Annotated in this window: 9 protein-coding genes; 2 read left to right on the forward strand and 7 right to left on the reverse strand. The window is 48.0% G+C overall.

Translation table 11 applies throughout. The features are described from left to right. Positions 1–42 precede the first annotated feature (42 nt). The 4 genes from P6910_RS24625 to P6910_RS24640 form a co-directional block, all read right to left on the reverse strand. Positions 43–4956, reverse strand: a complete 4914-nt coding sequence (locus P6910_RS24625; protein ID WP_317143873.1) for an HD domain-containing protein — start codon at positions 4954–4956, stop codon at positions 43–45. Positions 4957–5040: 84 nt separating this feature from the next. After that, on the reverse strand, positions 5041–9942 hold the full coding sequence (locus P6910_RS24630; RefSeq protein ID WP_317143874.1) for a hypothetical protein: 4902 nt from the start codon (positions 9940–9942) through the stop codon (positions 5041–5043). A gap of 211 nt (positions 9943–10153) precedes the next feature. After that, positions 10154–10531 carry a hypothetical protein gene (locus tag P6910_RS24635; protein ID WP_317143875.1) on the reverse strand — a complete coding sequence of 126 codons (378 nt, stop codon included), beginning with the start codon at positions 10529–10531 and terminating at the stop codon, positions 10154–10156. Then, on the reverse strand, positions 10476–11240 hold the full coding sequence (locus tag P6910_RS24640; protein WP_317143876.1) for a hypothetical protein: 765 nt from the start codon (positions 11238–11240) through the stop codon (positions 10476–10478). The genes P6910_RS24635 and P6910_RS24640 overlap by 56 nt, the downstream gene beginning before the upstream one ends. On the opposite strand from P6910_RS24640, the gene P6910_RS24645 reads away from it, so the two are divergent. Together P6910_RS24645 and P6910_RS24650 are read left to right on the forward strand one after the other, a co-directional pair. Beyond that, positions 11227–11466, forward strand: coding sequence for a hypothetical protein (locus P6910_RS24645; protein ID WP_317143877.1), 240 nt, complete (start codon positions 11227–11229; stop codon positions 11464–11466). The two genes, P6910_RS24640 and P6910_RS24645, sit on opposite strands and share 14 nt — an antisense overlap. A 45-nt stretch (positions 11467–11511) precedes the next feature. Next, positions 11512–12174, forward strand: coding sequence for a hypothetical protein (locus P6910_RS24650; RefSeq protein WP_317143878.1), 663 nt, complete (start codon positions 11512–11514; stop codon positions 12172–12174). Positions 12175–12216: 42 nt separating this feature from the next. Here P6910_RS24650 and P6910_RS24655 read toward each other — a convergent pair whose 3' ends face one another. From P6910_RS24655 to P6910_RS24665, 3 genes are all read right to left on the reverse strand, one after another. Continuing rightward, positions 12217–14781 (reverse strand): hypothetical protein, encoded by a 2565-nt coding sequence (locus P6910_RS24655; protein WP_317143879.1) that lies wholly within the window; start codon positions 14779–14781, stop codon positions 12217–12219. A 46-nt stretch (positions 14782–14827) separates the two neighbouring features. Then, positions 14828–17395: a hypothetical protein gene (locus tag P6910_RS24660; RefSeq protein ID WP_317143880.1), complete on the reverse strand. Its 2568-nt coding sequence runs from the start codon at positions 17393–17395 to the stop codon at positions 14828–14830. Between the two features lie 228 nt (positions 17396–17623). Continuing rightward, complete coding sequence (locus P6910_RS24665) at positions 17624–17932, reverse strand: hypothetical protein (protein ID WP_317143881.1); 309 nt, start codon at positions 17930–17932, stop codon at positions 17624–17626. Positions 17933–18016 lie beyond the last annotated feature (84 nt).

An 18016-nucleotide genomic window follows, 5' to 3' on the forward strand; every position in this document is an offset into this window, starting at 1 on the left:
ATTGTTAAAAGTGCCTCACTGAGGAGGGCAGGCAACTCGAACTTAATAAAATTTGGTGGATCTGGCCCATTCGCCAAATTCTTCAACAAGCAACGGAATCAACTCACTCTGAATTTCTACATGTTTTCCGATGTTAGCGAAATGGATGTTGCGCCAATTTTCCTCGCCGTGTTCTTTAGATAACAAATTAAAAAATGCCTCGGTTGTTTTGGGGCTAACGGCAACATTTTGATGACGCAAACAGTGTTTGGCTATTGTTATTTGACTCTCCTCTGAGCATTCTTCCCAGAATTGATGAATATAGTTCCGGTACTCTTGAAGGCGAAACCTGCAAAGACGAACTTTGTAACGTTCCATTTCAACCAGAGGCAGGTCATCTGTGTTACTTTGTGTACTTGTGCTACTTACCTCTGGAATGGCCTTCAGGCAATAGTCATGTACATCCGCGCTATTGGTATTGACGCCAAAGTCTATGTACTGATCATTGGATTCAGGAAACAGAACAAGATTAATAACATTTAACATCAACGCCAAAACCGCTTCACGGGAATAATCACTGCGTTTGACGCAATAGAGTTTAAATAATTTATCAAATGGAGTCCCTGATTCATGCAGATATTTTCCTTCTTTCAGGAAGTTGGTTCTGAACTCAAAATACAAGTCTTTGAGATCTTTGATTTTGAGATCATAGAATTTCGGATTATTACTGGCAAAATTTATTGCATTGGCAGTACTTTTAAATTCAATGGAAAAAAGTCCATTAATAATTTTACAAAGTTGCTTTGGATAAGTGTTTTTAATTTCTTCAATGTGTTGGGACAGAATATCCCGGCTTAGATCATCCAGCGGTGTTGAGCCGAAGCGTAGAAAATCACTTTTTCCCATCACCTCCAGCCATTGTTCCAGATTAAACTCATTGTTCTCATTAATGCACGACTGATACAGGATTTGGGAAAGATGACGTGTACTTTCATAGATCACGCCATCCTCATAACCTTCAGAGTGAAAATGGGCATTGTCTAATAGCGATGATGTAAACCGCTGACCTTCAAAAAAACATCCGCTGAAAAAACCTTTTTCAACAATAGCACTGCTTAACAACTCTATATTGAACTTGCACTCCTCAAATGAAACAGATTGCAACACTGTGCCGTTCATTGAACAGCCCCTGAAATCAATCCTTTTTATACGAGCCCTATCATTCAGCTCAAGACCATCCAGGGAATCCAGCTTGCCCTCCAACAATTGTGGGTTTTGCTCAAACAGCAACTGTATGCCCTCTTCACCACAAACCTTGACGAGACTTTTGATGCCTTTGTCAAACTGGCTGCCTTTACAGGTTATCTCAAGGTAAAGGATTGACCAGGATTGCGGAAAAAGCTGTTCCAGTGGGCGCCCGTCGGGCCAGTGGCTAAAGCGTTTCTTTAGCCTGCGCAACAATGCCTGACCTTCGGGAGAACCCATCTCAAGCAGTTTCAACTCGTCAGACAAGGACACAGGATTGGAAAAACGGGTCTCTTGTAAATCACTGTGCTTAATCACACTTTGGTAGTCACCTGCTGACTGCGTAATGATTTTATCATTACGGGCGAAGGCGTCCGAACCAAAGAATCCCAACGCAATTTGGCTTTGGTTGTTATAAATTTGTGCATCCAGACGGCCGAATGTTGCAGAATCCAGGCGCATACACATGACCCCACCTCTACTTTTACTTTGCCTGGAATTAGTCGCCAGCTCCTCCTCCATGACTCGGGAAAATGCATATTCGGCATCGCATTTCATCCTGAGTGCCGAAACATTCCCGGTTGGATCTATCCCGATCTGGGTACGTCGTTCAAAGGAACTCAGGGTCGCTTCATTTTCCAGACTCTCGACCACAAACTTTCCACTGCTGCTTTGCTGCAATGCAGAATAGTTTAGATCGTGCGCGGGGCAGAACTTCCTGGCGGGGTTTGCCTCGATACCATGGGGCAACCCCGGGCGATAATGCACCAGACGTCCTGCGCGAATACGACAATGGATTTCCCAAACCAGTTCTTCGTCACTGAGGTTCAGAAGCTCTTTAAGAAATTTCTTTTTGCGGGTGTTTACCGGAGTATTGATCTTCGCTGCCACGTCAAGGTTCATATCACCAAGGCAGCCGTGGTAGTCGGCCAGGGCGTCCAGCCATTGCTCTTCCAGGTCAGGGATATCTGGTCGCTCCCCACCAATGCCCAGCTCTGCCAGTTCCCTGAACAATGCTTCAACCACCGCTTTAGTGTGTCCCGGAAAAGTGAGGATCAATTGATTTTCAAAGCTCAGGGCTTCAGGCAGGTTCGGAGGAGAAAACAGAATACTGCCGCCTTCACAGACGGCCGATTCGAGTTCAACTGACCGAACCGGTGGGGCGATCAGGTTGGCATGATCCATTTGTTCCTGACTCAAATAACTGACGCTCTGGCCTGTCAGTTTGGCAAAACCGCGGCTGAATTCAGCCAGCTGTACTTTCGCTACATCGTTTTTGCCGGTTCTTGAACTGATTCGTGCAGGCAAGGACGTGAAAGGCAGTGGAGTGTCGATGGTTGGCAGTTTTGCAATGGAGGGCACGTCGGCAGCTAACGATGACCGGCACTTTTTAACAATGTCCCGCAAAATCATCACGGTATTATCAATGGCATAGTGATCCTTTTCGTACCATCGTGTTTTATCTTTGGTTAACTGCTCGGCCATTCCCTCACAGTCGTTGGCCAGGCTGGCCAGGTCACTGCGCCAGTCACGGTAATCGTGGTTCGGGAGGTTTTTGGAATTATTCAAGGCAAAGTTGGCATATTGAACCCGGATGGCCAGACGGTGCAATCCCCTTTCCAGAGCCAGGTTATCTGCCAGTTTATTGCCCGCTTCCCGGGACAACTTGAGGAACATCCGGGTGATGGGTTGGTCATTGGCATCCAGTAACTGGCTAATACCGATCTGCCCGCCCCGGACATCACGGCCTTTAACCGGCAGCCAACCGCCACGGATACCCGCTGCCTCTATCGCCTTGTATTCCGCCATGGATACCCGCTCACCCGCCTCAAGGCTGTTGGGAAAGCGAGTGGTCAGCCAGGCAATACGATCATGAATAGTCTGTCGTAACCAGCTGCGGTCACCGGGCAGAAAACCGCTGTGTTCGATCAGCCGGTCCAGGGCCTGCCAGTCAACCTGCCGCAAGATATCTTTCAGGGTATGGCCCAGCAAGTCATCATCCAATTGCGCGAGAATATCGACGCAGGGGTTGTGGATCGGGAACGAGTTCATGGGGGGAGCCTTGGGGTCCCGCAGTTTATTCAGCAGCACCGGCATGGAGGAAAAGTCATCCGTTTTGGAGGCAGGTTCTGGCTTCTCGGGACAGGGGTAGCGAGTCGCGAGCCCGGCAAAGTCCCAGTGGAACATCACCGGCTCCCCTTCCGGGGTCAGTTCAATGCCCTCCCAGGCACTGTTAACCATATTTTCATTACCAACAATCACATTAATCAGCAATAATCTGGCCCACTGCTCTGGAGACAAAGAGCGCAGGGTCTCCTCCCCACCTTTGAGCTTACCCTGCCATTCCCCGGGGACAGGACTGACCACATAAAAATGACCCTCTTCCTGATGGACAAAGCTCTGAGGTACTGTGATGCCCAGCAGTCCTGCGAGGTTGGCCATCAGTAACTGGTTGTGGGCACTTAGCTCACAGCTCGTCGGTTTGATGGAATAAACCTGTTGGTTAATGGGATCCTTGTACAGCCCCGTTGGCCAGCTGCCCGAGCAGTCTTTCATGGCAGTAGTTTGGGGGTTCAGTTGTGCCAGTGAGAAAGACGATGGCGATGGTTCTGCCAGCTGTCCGGTATAAGGCGTAATCAGCCCCCGGACAACATTGGACTGCTTAGCTATGCTAAAGAGCTGATAACTGAAGGGCGAAGGATGGTGCTCCCACTGCTTTTTGGTGCTCTCGCACTGGCTGTCGGCACCGATGAAGAAGAAATGTTCGCGGTTTGCAGGACTGTCATGCAAGGTTATCGGATAAAAGAGGTCACCCTGCCCGGCAATCACCTTACAGACCTCTTTGGCCAGCGAGCGCCACTCTTCCCTCTGATGATCATCCTGACAGGCAGCAAAACACTCCAGCCGGTCCATGTAAAAGCATCCTCTGACCCGCATAACATCCAGCGTATCCGCATCATGGAGCAGGCTGCGCAGGGTCTGTATTGCTTCTGGCAGATGTTTGCAGCCCTTCGGGTTATCCTTGTGGCAAATCGCTTCACCACATTGCCAGGCCAGGGACTGATCCACGCCGAAGTTGCGCAGGTGTTCCCTCAGGTTGTCAGCACTGGCCCGCTCCCACTCGGGCGTATCGTTCCCATCGCCTTCACGGCCAGTGTCGTGAAACAGGCAGGTTTTAATCAGCAGGGGTACCATATGGTCGGGAAATGCCCGCGCCTGTGGGTCGCCGTGCTGTTTACGCAGTTCCAACAGGGCTACAGCCCAGATTGCTGCCCGACAACTGTGCTGGACACCGTGAACCTCACGGGCAATGGTCCCGGCAGGCGGTGAGATGTGTGATGGGCGATAAGGCTGAAGCAAGGCTGTTTTCGCTACCTGAGTGGACTCAATCAACGATGGATCAATGACCGGCCAATGGGCTGTTTCGGTTGCAGCTATTTTTGGACACTTTTTTACCGGTTCAATGGGCAGCGTTTCCAGCCCTGTATTAGTGATTCTCGGGGCAATATCAGTGACGGCTACTTTCTGCCCGGTATTTCGCATGTAATGGCAATTGGTTGCCTCATCCCGCTTTGCAGAAGCAACATCCGGGCGCATTGCCTCTTTACTTATACTTACTTTTTTGGCGAAAGCGATGCCTGCCTTATCAATTTCTTTAGATAAACTACCGGAACCGGCCAAAGGCGCCTGTTCTCTTGTTCCACCTACTGTGTTACCGGGGAGCGAATCCATTTTTTAGCCCTCACTACTTCCTTGTAATACTGACCTTTTCGAGTCATACCGACTCCATTAGTAATTGGACAGTTTATCCAACAATTAGTTTCGTCCAGTGCCAAAATATTTCTCATACAAGAGGCTCCACTCTTTCCCATTTTTTATATGTTTTTCCATGTTTGCGCTATAGAGTTCCAGCCAATTTTTCTCATCGTGTTCTTTAGACAACAAATTTAAAAATTCACTGGTTGTTGAGGGGCTAACGGCAACATTTTGATGACGCAAACAGTGTCTGGCTATTGTTAATTGACTCTTTTCTGAGCACTCTTTCCAGAATCGATGAATAGAGTCCCGGTAACCTTTAAGGCAGTATCTACAAAGAAGGGCTTTATAACGTTGCATACCAACCAGAGCCAGGTCATCTGTTTCGGGACATGAGATTGAATCATTTTCTGTACTTTCGCTACTTACCTCAGGAATATCCTTCAGGTAATGGTCATGGCCATCGGTGCTATTGGCATTGCCGCCAAAATCTATGTATTTATCACTGGATTCCGGGAATAGAACAAGGTTAATAACATTTAACATCAACGCCAAAACCGCTTCCCGGGAAAAACCATTGTGTTTGAGGCTATTGAGTGGACATAATTCCAGAAATGGATCGCCTGACAAACGCTTATAAAATCCTTCTTTCAGGAAGATGGTTCTGAACTCAAAATACAAATCTTTGAGATCTTTGATTTTACGATCGTAGAATTCCAAATTACTCCTGACAAAATTTATTGCACTGGCAGTATTTTCAAAGTCAATGGAGAGCAGTTCACGAATAATAACACAAAGTTGCTGTGGATAATTTGCTCTGATTTCATCAATATGTTGGGACAGAATATCCCTGCTTAAATCATCCAAAGGTGTTGAGCCAAAGCGTAGAAAACTACTTTTCCCCATCACATCCAGCCATTGTTTCAGATTGAACTCATTGCGCTCATTAACACACGACTGATACAGGATTTGGGAAAGCTGGCGTGTACTTTCACATACCTGGCCATCCTTATCATTTTCAGCGTTAAATCGGACATTATCTAATATCGATGATGAAAACCGCCTACCTTCAAAAGAGCATCTGCTGAAAAAAGCATTTTCAACAGTGACACTGCTTAACAGCTCTGCATTGAATTTACACTTCTGAAATGTTACGGATTGCAACACTGTACCCGTCATTGAACAGCCTCTGAAATCAATCCCTTTTAAACAATGCCTAATCCCATTCAGCTCAAGGCCATCCAGGGAATCCAGCTTTCCCTCCAATAGTTGCGGGTTTTGCTCAAACAGCCGCTGCATGCCCTCTTCACCACAAACCTTGACGAGATTTTTGATGCCTTTGGCAAACTTGCTGTGTTCAGAGATTAACTCATGGTAAAGGACTGACCAGGATTGCGGAAAAAGCGCTTCCAACGGGCGCCCGTCGGGCCAATGGCTAAAGCGTTGCTTGAGAGTACGCAACAATTGCCCCTGACTTTTGGGAGAACTCATCTCAAGTATGTACAACTCGTCAAGCAAGGACACAGGATTGCAAAAACGGGTCTCCTGGCGTTCATTGCTCTTAGTCACACTCCGAAAGTCATCGGTTGACTGCGTAATGATTTTCTCATTACGGGCAAAGGCCTCCAAACCAAGGAATCTAAGGGCTAATTGACTTTGATTTCTATAAATCTGTGCATCCATGCGTCCAAGTGTTGCAGAAGTCATGCGCATAGACATGACCCCGTTATATTTGTCCCTGGAATGAGCCGCAAACTTCTTCTCCATGACACGGAAAAATGTGTATTCGGTGTCGCCTTTCAGCCTGCGTACCGAAATACATCTGGACGGTTCCATCCCGATCTGAGCACGTCGTTCATAGGAGCTCAGGGTAGCTTCATTTTCCAGGCTATCGCTCACAAACCGTTCACTGTTTCCTTTTCGCTCCGGACCATAGCTTATATCGTGCCCGAGGCAGAACTTGATCGCAGGATTGGCCTCGATACCATGGGGCAACCCCGGGCGGTAATGCACCAGACGTCCTGCACGAATACGACAATGGTTTTCCCAATCGTCGTCAATGAAGTGCAGCACCTGTTTAAGAAAGGCTTTTTTGCGGGTGTTTACCGGGGTATTGATATCCGCTGCCACGGCACGGTTCATATCACCAAGGCAGCCGTGGTAGTCGGCGAGGGCGTCCAGCCATTGCTCCTCCAGGTCGTTGGCATCCGGTCGCCCACCAATGCCCAGCTCTGCCAGTTCCCTGAACAATGCTTCAACCACCGCTTTGCTGTGTCCCTCAAAGGTGAGGGTCAGTTGATTTTCAAAGCTCAGGGCTTCAGCCAGGCTCGGAGGAGAAAACAGAATACTGCCGCCTTCACAGACGACCGATTCGAGTTCAACGGCTCGTACCGGTGAGGCGGTCAGGTGAGTGTCCTTGAGCTGTTGTGGAATCAAATAACTGGAACTCTGGCCTGTCAGTTTGGCAAAACCGTGGCTGAATTCAGCCAATTCTACTTTCGCTTCAACGTCTTTGCCGATTCTTGAACTGACTCTTGCCGGTAAGGCCGGGTCAGGCAGGGGAGTATTGATGGCTGGCAGTTTTGTAATGTACGGCCGGTCGGCGGCTAACGACACCCGGCACTTGTTAGCAATGTCCTGCAGAATCATCACGGTATCAGCAATGGTATCCTGATCCTTTTCGTGCCATCGTGTTTTATCTCTGGTTAGCTGCTCCGCCATGCCGTCACAGTCTTTGGCCAGGCTGGTCAGGTCGCTGCGCCAGTCGCGGTAATCGTCATTCAGGGCAAAGTTGGTATACTGAACCCGGCTGGCCAGACGGTGCAATCCCCGCTCCAGGGCGAGATTATCAGCCAGCTTATTGCCTGCTTCCCGGGACAACTTGAGAGACATCCGGGTAATGGGTTGGCCATTGGCATCCAGTAACTGGCTGATACCGATCTGCCCGCCGCGGACATCCCGGCCTTTGACCGGCAGCCAACCGCCACGAATACCCGCCGCCTCTATCGCCTTGTATTCCGCCATGGATACCCTCTCACCTGCCTCCAGGCTGTTGGGAAAGCGAGTGGTCAGCCAGGCAATACGATCGTGGATAGTCTGCCGTAACCAGCTGCGGTCACCGGGCAGAAAGCCGCTGTGTTCGATCAGCCGGTCCAGCGCCTGCCAGTCAACCTGCCGCAAGATATCTTTCAGGGTATGGCCCAGTAAGTCATCCTCTAATTTTGCAAGAATATCGACGCAGGGGTTATAGATCGGCAACGAGTTCATGGGGGGCGCCTGAGGGTTCCGCAGTTTATTCAGCAGCAAAGGCATGGAGGAAAAGTCATCCGGTTTGGGGGCGGGCTCTGGTTTTTCAGGACATGGATAGCGGGTTGCCATCCCGGCATAATCCCAGTGGAACATGACCGGCTCCCCTTCCGGGGTCAGTTCAATGCCCTCCCAGTCACTGTTAACCATACTTTCGTTACCGACCATCACATTAATCAGCATTAATCTGGCCCACTGCTCTGGAGACAGAGAGCACAGCGCCGCCTCCCCAGCTTTGAGCTTGCCCACCCATTCCCCGGGAACAGGGCTGACCACATAAAAATGTCCCTCTTCCTCATGGACAAAGCTTTCAGGAACTGTAATGCCCAGCAGCCCGGCAAGGTTAGCCATTAGCAGCTGGTTGCGGGCGCTTAGCTCACAGCTCGCCGGTTTGATGGCATAAACCTGTTGGCTAACGGGGTCGCTGTAAAGCCCCGCTGGCCAAGTGCTCTGGCATTCTTCCATGGCTGCACTTTTCATGGCAGCACTGTGCGGGGTCAGTTTTGCCAGAGAGAAGGACGATGCCGTTGGTTCTGCCAACTGTCCGGTATAAGGCGTAATCAACCCCCGGACAACACCGGACTGCTCACCTATGCTAAACAACTGATAACTGAAGGGCGAAGGGTGATGCTCCCACTGCTTTTTAGTGTTTTCACACCGGCTGGCGGCATCGATACTGAAGAAATGCTTGCGGTCTGTGGGACTATCCTGCAACTTGATCGGGTGCCAGAGGTCACCCTGTCTGGCAATCACCTGGCAGACCTCTTCGGCCAGCAGGCGCCAGCCTTGCTTCTTGAGATCATCCTGACAGGCAGCAAAACACTCCAGCCGATCCATGTAAAAGCATCCTCTGACCCGCATAACATCCAGCGTATCCGCATCATGGAGCAGGCTGCGCAGGGTCTGTATCGTCAAGGGCAGATGCTCGCAGCCCTTCGGATTATCCTTGTGGCAAATGGCCTCACCACACTGCCAGGCCAGGGACTGATCCACGCCGAAATTACGCAAGTGTTCCCTCAGATTGTCAGCACTGGCCCGCTCCCACTCCTCTGTGTCGACCCCATCGCCTTCACGACCAGTGTCGTGAAACAGGCAGGCCTTAATCAGCAGGGGTACCATCTGATCGGGAAATGCCCGCGCCAGGGGATCGCCGTGCAATTTACGCTGTTGCAACAGGGCTACTGCCCAGATCGCCGTCCGGCAACTGTGCTGGAGACCATGAATAGGGCGGGCAATAGCCTGTGCCTGAGGCGCGACGCTGTTAGGACAATAATGCTGAAGCAAGGCCGTTTTCGCTACCTGAGTCGATTCGATCAACGATGGATCAATGACCGGCCAATGGGCTGTTTCGGTTTCAGCTATTTTCGGACGCTTTTTTACCAGTCCAATGGGCAGCGTTTCCAGCCATGTCTTAGTGATTTTCGGGGCAATATCAGTAACGGCCACTTTCTGCCCGGCCTTGTGCCAAAAATCATTATTGTCCGCGTCAACCCACTTTTCAGAAGCAACATTCGTGGGCATTAACTCTTCACTTATACTGACTTTTCTGGCAAAAGCGCTGCCTGTCTTATCAAGATTTTCAGATAAACTGGCGAGGTCGGCAAAAGCCCCCTGTTGTATTATTTCACCTACTGTTTTAATGCGGAGCGGATCCATTTTTTTAGCCCTCACTACCGTCCTTGTAATACTGACCTTTTGGAGTCAAACCGAACCCATTATTGATTTAGACAGTTTATCCAATAATTAGTTTCATCCATTTATCAGGGCTAATTTACTGACTTTTTGTATCCTCGGGCTCAATAAAGCCCAGATGGAGATTCAAGAATTTTTTCCAAAATTTATCGAACTTTGCGTAAAACCCCTCGCTTTAGAGGGTGTCGCAAAACTCCAATAGCTCGTTCCCATGCTCTGAGGTCGTCATTCCCGCGAAGGCGGGAATCCAGCACCAACGGTGGATCTCTGCCTTCTCGGGGATGACAAGGCCAGGGGGGCAGCGGGCAGTAGGGTTCTGGTGGTGAGTCAGTGTGGATTCCCGCCTTCGAGGATGTCGCAAAACTCCAACAACTCGTTCCCATGCTCTGAGGTCGTCATTCCCGCGAAGGCGGGAATCCAGCGCCAACGGTGGATCTCTGCCTTCTCGGGGATGACAAGGCCAGGGGGGCACCGGGCAGTAGGGTTCTGGTGGTGAGTCAGTGTGGATTCCCGCCTTCAAGGATGTCGCAAAACTCCAACAACTCGTTCCCATGCTCTGAGGTCGTCATTCCCGCGAAGGCGGGAATCCAGCGCCAACGGTGGATCTCTGCCTTCTCGGGGATAACAAGGCCAGGAGGAGAATGGGCAGTAGGGTTCTGGTGGTGAGTCAGTGTGGATTCCCGCCTTCGAGGATGTCGCAAAACTCCAACAACTCGTTCCCATGCTCTGAGGTCGTCATTCCCGCGAAGGCGGGAATCCAGCGCCAACGGTGGATCTCTGCCTTCTCGGGGATGACAAGGCCAGGGGGAGAATGGGCAGTAGGGTTCTGGTGGTGAGTCAAGTATGGATTCCCGCCTTCGAGGATGTCGCAAAACTCCAACAACTCGTTCCCATGCTCTGAGGTCGTCATTCCCGCGAAGGCGGGAATCCAGCGCCAACGCTGGATCTCTGCCTTCTCGGGGATGACAAGGCCAGGGGGAGAATGGGCAGTAGGGTTCTGGTGGTGAGTCAAGTATGGATTCCCGCCTTCGAGGATGTCGCAAAACTCCAACAACTCGTTCCCATGCTCTGAGGTCGTCATTCCCGCGAAGGCGGGAATCCAGCGCCAACGGTGGATCTCTGCCTTCTCGGGGATGACAAGGCCAGGGGGGCACCGGGCAGTAGGGTTCTGGTGGTGAGTCAGTGTGGATTCCCGCCTTCGCGGGAATGACGAGAATGAAGCCGGGAATGACGAGAATGAAGTCGGGAATGACGAGAGTCAACTCGTTCGCACGTTGGAGAGAGTTTTACGACACCCTCTTTAGCGGGGGGATGCAAACAACGAATACCGGTGTTGCAGATTTGCATGACACATCTCATTATTTGAAAATTGTTAACATTACATTTACGAAAAAAAATGTATCAATAGTGCTGCCTGACAGAAAATTTTCAAGAAACTTCGCCTGCGGTGCAGATCCTGAATTTGGCCTTGGGTTGAAAACTGGCTAATCATGCATATTCTTAAAAGCAATCAAATTTAAGGAGTATACAGAAATGTTAAAAACACTGACTCAAATGTTATGTGCATGGATCATATTATCGTGCAATGCTTTATATGCTAATGAGGAACTGAATCAATTATATTACAAATTTTCAACTCAAAAAATGCCCAAATTGTTTGACTCTATCCAAAGTGCATTGAATGAGTTACCCGAAATCTCTCAAAGAGCAAAAGTTAAAGACTTGGCGCTGGTTACCAAAAAAGCTTATAAAACCTGGTATAAAAGTCTGGAAACACTTAGTCAGGTTGAAGCAGGGACTGCAGCAAATCTAATAAGGAATAATTTATCAACAGTATACTTTGAGCAAAAAGTTGATGAATTTCTATCCGCTAAAAGCCATATGATTAGTTGGGAAATCCCTGTTTATCATCAGATAATTAACATAATGATCGGCGTATGGGGCGGAGTGTTTTTCGAAAATGAGAACCTGGCCAAAATAAGAAAAGAATTTTATCATTTATTCACTTGTGATGATCATGATTGCTCTGAAATTGCTGAAAAATTTTCTTCCCAATATGATGAAGATGTAACTCTTGCAATACAAAGGTACTTTGAGTGCAAAAAAACAAAAGGTACAGCTTATGGTCCCCATCTGGCTGAATTATGCGAATTGATTAATAACGATAACTTTGATAAATCGACATACTTTGCATAATACCACTGTAAGCAGCCATTTTTGGACAGGCATCCGTTATGGCTACCTTACATCAAATTGTACATTGGTAATCGTAACTTCCTGTCTCTCCTTTGTTACCATGAATGCGTCAAAATAATCAAAAGGTGCCCTTCCTTCCAGAAGTTTCACTTCTTTACCTGTTTCACCTTTTTTAGGATCCGCACGGTGATAAAGAGGTAGCTCCATCTCGTCAGCAATGTCCCGTGCAGCATCGATGAATAATAAATCACTCTTATCGGGGTAGGCCTTCTCAAGAAATAACGCAGGGTGGTCATCCCGATCAAACACCATGCGAATAACGCTTCTGCTGAGGATATCTCCTTTGGTGCTCTTTCTGACAATCATGGCATTACGGCCATCCATCACGTAGCTCATTAGTCCTCTGCTGTAATCCTGAGCGCCGTCCGGTGTCAGACAAGTGCGAACTTCAAGCCCACTGATAAAAAGATCCCAGGGGTCTTCCGTCAGCTTCAGAGTTTCTCCCGGGGACAACAGCTTGTTTCGGGTTCCCTCGCTGAAGTCACTGAAGTTCGCCCCCCAACCTGCTTTAAACTGGGGATATTTCCGGTAAACGGCCTGCAAGTGTGGATTGTTCAGCGGTGACTGCCTGCTCTCGATAAAAGTATTACTGGCACTGGCCTCTATAAAATGATGTATAAGGTCTGTAACTTCTGTATTTCCGTATTCTTCCATTGATGCCATGTAAAAAGGCAGGAGATGGTAATATCGTTGTTTCCATAGCCATTGTGAGACCTGCTTACTTTTTCCCACTAAAGCGTCAGCGCCTTTTTCGGCGATCAACAATGGCAATCCTTCTTTCTGACAGCTTAAGCCCATACTGCCCAGAAACTGATTAAACCTGTCTCCCATGTTGAATATCATGAAGAGCAAACCCAGTTTTTCATACGTCAGGCTTTGGGTGAGCTTTTTCAGGGTCTGCATTACCATTGCCTTATTCATATCATTGCTGGCCAATACCTGCTCAAGAGTCACCAGCCACTGATGGAACACCTTGCCATCTTTCATCTGTCGCCTGCTCCTGCTGGCGCTGGGAGCTTGCAAAGATTCACAGAGTTTCTCAATGTCATCTTCTGAGAGGATATCGGGTACAAATGTCAGCCACTGCAGCGGGGCCATACGCAAATGATCGCCGCCTCTGATGCCGAGCTCACCCAGAATTTGCTGTATTTTCGGAGTACTCTGAACCAGGCGGGCCAGTCCAGCGATGAGATAGGGAATATTTTTTTTATTTCCATGTTTCATGATGGCCCTGACAAAGTGAGCCAATGCTGAAGCATCCATTATTTCTTTGGATGATTTGCAGGCGGCAATGATCATCAAAAGTCGATGCACTTTCGCTTTGATATCGAGCTTGCCTTCAGGGAGTGATAAAGCAGCCAATTTGCTCTCCAGATCGTCAACTGCAGTCCGCAATACCTGTGAATACTCCGGGGTCATTTTATCAATGTTTGCTCTGAGGACGGTTAGATACTTAGCCAGCGGTTTACTTTCAAGTAAAACAAATCCATTGATATCACTGAGTTGTTTGAGTTCTTCAAACTTTGAGACAACAGGTGCAGGTGTTTTCAAACTATTTGCCGCGGCACCAAGATAACGACAATAATCAATTGAGCCCGGTTGTTTCGACAAATAGGCCAGCTCTTTTGCAATATGCCAGATGCTATCTGAATCGGCGGTATACAGAACCCTTCTAATGTACGACGTTAACTCAGTAATATCAGCCTCCTTTGAAAAACCGGAGCAGGCTGCATACAGATACAACAGTCTTCTTGTATAGAACTTGAAATCATCATCAACAAAAATGTTTGGTAAATAGCCATCCGCATCAACTCTTGGAAGGAATTCTTTTTCAATATTGTCAACTTCACTCAGCAACTGCCTGGAAAGTTCGTTATTTTCCGATTCAAGGATTTGCCTGATCTGCAGAAGTCCGTCCTTGACCAGTTTATCATCCTCTACAGGGTTTAATGCTGTCAGCTTTTCATTGATTTCATTGTCCTCCTCTGCCAGAGAAGGCGTATCAGGAAGACGTTGAAACAGATTCTTTGCCTCTTCTAATCGGATGGACAAAGGAATCCTCTCAAGGTAACGGGCGACCATTTCCGCTGGTAATTCAAACTTTTCTTCAGCAGCCAACATAATCCGGAGTTTTTCAGCCGCACTTAAAAAATTTTTTCCGAATAACTTTTTTACCGTCTTCGAGGCATCAGATCTCATGCACTCATTAATAACAGCCCATTGCACCTCTTTGGTTGGAGACTTTTCTATTGCCCCATCATGACATTTTTCCACCAGATGGCTGGCAGCTCTTTTTATAGCTTCTGCTTTTGAACCGGGTAATTGTTTGACAAGATCAGGGTGAAGATTAACCAGCCGTTCAAAGAGCTGTTTACTGCCATCGGTATTGAGGGTTTGTTCTGACAGTAAGGTAATGCCATCATGCAGCTGCACCTGCCAGCCAAGATACTGAACTGAGTCACCTTCTGCTGAAAAGCCAATGGATGACTCCATGATTAATGCGTGCAGCTGCTGAAGTGTCAGCCCATTTAAATGATAAAAATTCATTTTACCTCACCGGTACGGTAGGCATATTCACTGGACAAGCATCTGGCTACCTTACATCACGTCGTACATTGCTAAACGTCACTGCCTGTCTCACCTTTACCTCATTGATGGAGTCAAAATAATCGTAAGGAGCCCTTCCTTCCAAAAGTTTCACTGCTTCACCTGCTTCAGCTTTTTCACCTCTTTTAGCGTCCACGCAGTGGTAAAGAGGTAGCTCCATCTCGTCAGCAATGTCCCGTGCGGCATCAATGAACCATAAATTATTCTTTTCGGGGTAGCCCTTCTCAAGAAATAATGCAGGGCGATCATCCTGATCCAACACCATGCGAATAATACTTCTGCCAAGGATATTTCCTTTGCTGCTCTTTCTAATAATCATGGCATTACGTCCATCCATCAAATAGCTCATCAGCGCACAGCTATATTCCTGAACGCCATCCGGTGATAGACAGGTGTGAACTTCAAGTCCACTGATAAAAAGATCCCAGGGGTCTTCTGAGAGCTTCAGGGTTTCTTTCGGGGACAACAGCTTGTTTCGGGTTTCCTCGCTGAAGTCACTGAAGTTCGCCCCCCAACCTGTCTGGAATTGGGGGTATTCCTTGTAAACAGCCTGCAAATGTGGATTGTTCAGCGGTGACTGCCTGTTCTCAATAAAAGTATTGTTAACACTGGTCTCTATAAACTTATGGATAAGGTCTGTAATTTCTGTAAACCCGTACTCTATCATTGACACCATGTAAAAAGGCAGGAGATGATAATGTCGTTGTTTCATCAGCCATTGTGAGAGTTCCTTATTTTCTCCCTCTAAAACACTCCCCCCTTTTTCGGCGATCAACAATGGTAGTCCTTCCTTCTGACAGCTGAAGCCCATGCTGTGCAAAAATTGATTAAACCTGTCTCCCATCTTGAATATCATATAAAGCCAACACAATTTTTCGTAAGTCACACTTTGGGTGAGCTTTTTCAGGACCGGCATTAACATTGCCTTATTCATAGCCTTGCTGGTCAATGCCTGCTCAAGGGTAGCCAGCCACTGATGGAAAACCTTGCCATCTTTCATCTGTCGTCTGCTCTTGCTGACGCTGGGAGCTTGCAAAGATTGACAGAGTTCCTCGATGTCATCTTCCGAGAGTCTATCGGGCACAAATGCCAGCCATTGCAGCGGCGCCATTCGCAAATGCGGTCCACCATTGATTCCGGGCTTGCCCAGTATTTGCTGTATTTTCGGGGTACTCTGAACCAGGCGGGCCAGCCCACTGATCAGATAGGGAATATTTTTTGTGTTGCCATGTTCTATGATGGCCCCGACAAAGTGTTCCAATACTGAAGTATCCATTATTTCTTTGGATGATTTGCAAGCGGCAATGATCACCAAAAGTCGATGCACTTTCACTTTGATATCTTGCCTGTCTTCAAGTGGTGATCTGGCAGTCAAATTGCTTTCCAGATCGTCAACTGCAGTCCGCAATACCTGTGAATACTCCGGGGTCATTTTATCAATGTTTGCTCTGAGTACGTCTAGGTAGTTGTCCAGAGGTTTGCTTTCAAGTAAAACAAACCCATTGATATCACTGAGTTGTTGGAGCTCTTCAAACTTTGAGACAACCGGTGCAGGTGTTTTCAAACTATTTGCCACGGCACCAATATAACGACAATAATCGATTGAGCCCGGTTGTTTCGACAAATAGGCCAGCTCTTTAGCAATATGCCAGATGCCACCTGAATAAGTGGTATACAGGACAGATCTAATGTAAGACGTTAATTCAGCAATATCAGCCTTCTGTGAAAAACCGGAACAGGCTGCATACAGGTACAGGAATCTTGTTGTACAGAGCTTGAAATCTCTATCATCACGATCGACTGATAAATGTCCATTCTCTCCAACTCTCGGCATAAATTCTTTTTCAATATTGTCAACTTCACTCAACAGCTGTCTGGAAAGTTCGTTGTTTTCCAATTTAAGGATTTGCCTGATTTCAAGAAGCCTGTCCTTGACCATTTTATCAGGATCTAATGCTGTCAATTGTATATTAATTACATTGTCTTCCTTTGACAGAGAAGGCGTATCAGGAAGACTTTGAAACAGGTTCTTTGCCTTCTCTAATCCAATGGACACAGGAATCCGAGCACGTTCCCAATAGACGCCTGGAAGGGCACATTTGGCCTCTTGTTCAGCAGCCAACATAATCCGTAGTCTGTCTGCCCCACTTAAAGAATGTGTTTTGGATAACTTTTTTAACGTCTCCACAACACTAAGTTTCAGGCACTCAAGAAAAACGGCACATTGCACCTCAGTGGTGGGTGACTTTTCTATTGCCTCATATTGAAATTTATCCACCAGATCCCTGGCGGCCATCCTTACAGCTTCAGCTTTTGAATCAGAGCGCTGTTTCTCAGGATCAGGTTGAAGATTAACCTGCCGTTCAGATAGCTGTTTAGTCCCGGCAGAATTGACGATTTCCTCTGACAGTACGTTGACGCCATCTTGCAACCTTACCCGCTTGTAAGGGTTCTGAATGGAGTCATCTTCTGCTTCTGCCGAAAAGCCAATGGGTGACTCCATGTTCGATTCATGCAGCCGTTGAGTTAAACCATTTAACGGGTAAAAATCCATTTTACCGACCTCCTGTGTGGGCATGCGCGCAAAAAATTACCTAACTCGTCGTAAAGCATCGCCCAATCGAGCCGGGCAGGCGGAGATATAAGACGATTGAGTTGAAACTCATAACAATTTAGACATTTTTGCTAATAACTAGTTCCATCCATTGTCGGGCTGTGTTCAGGTTAAGCGTTGGCGCAACCCCCGAAGCTATACCCGAAGCCATACCCGAAGCTATAAAAGTCAGGAGATTACCGAAATCTTTGCTTTTCCCACCAGAGGCTCTGTGGAAAAGCACCCGCACTTATGAGGGTGTCGCAAAACTCCAATAGCTCGTTCCCATGCTCTGAGGTCGTCATTCCCGCGAAGGCGGGAATCCAGCGCCAACGGTGGATCTCTGCCTTCTCGGGGATGACAAGGCCAGGGGGGCACCGGGCAGTAGGGTTCTGGTGGTGAGTCAGTGTGGATTCCCGCCTTCGCGGGAATGACGAGAATGAAGTCGGGAATGACGAGAGTCAACTCGTTCGCACGTTGGAGAGAGTTTTGCGACACCCTCTTATCTGGAAGGACCTGAATCTCTGCACAATGAAAATACCGCGCGGTTAACAGCAGAACCTTTTGTCCTCAATTTAAATC

The organism is Endozoicomonas sp. 8E, assembly GCF_032883915.1.
Lineage (GTDB): Bacteria > Pseudomonadota > Gammaproteobacteria > Pseudomonadales > Endozoicomonadaceae > Endozoicomonas_A.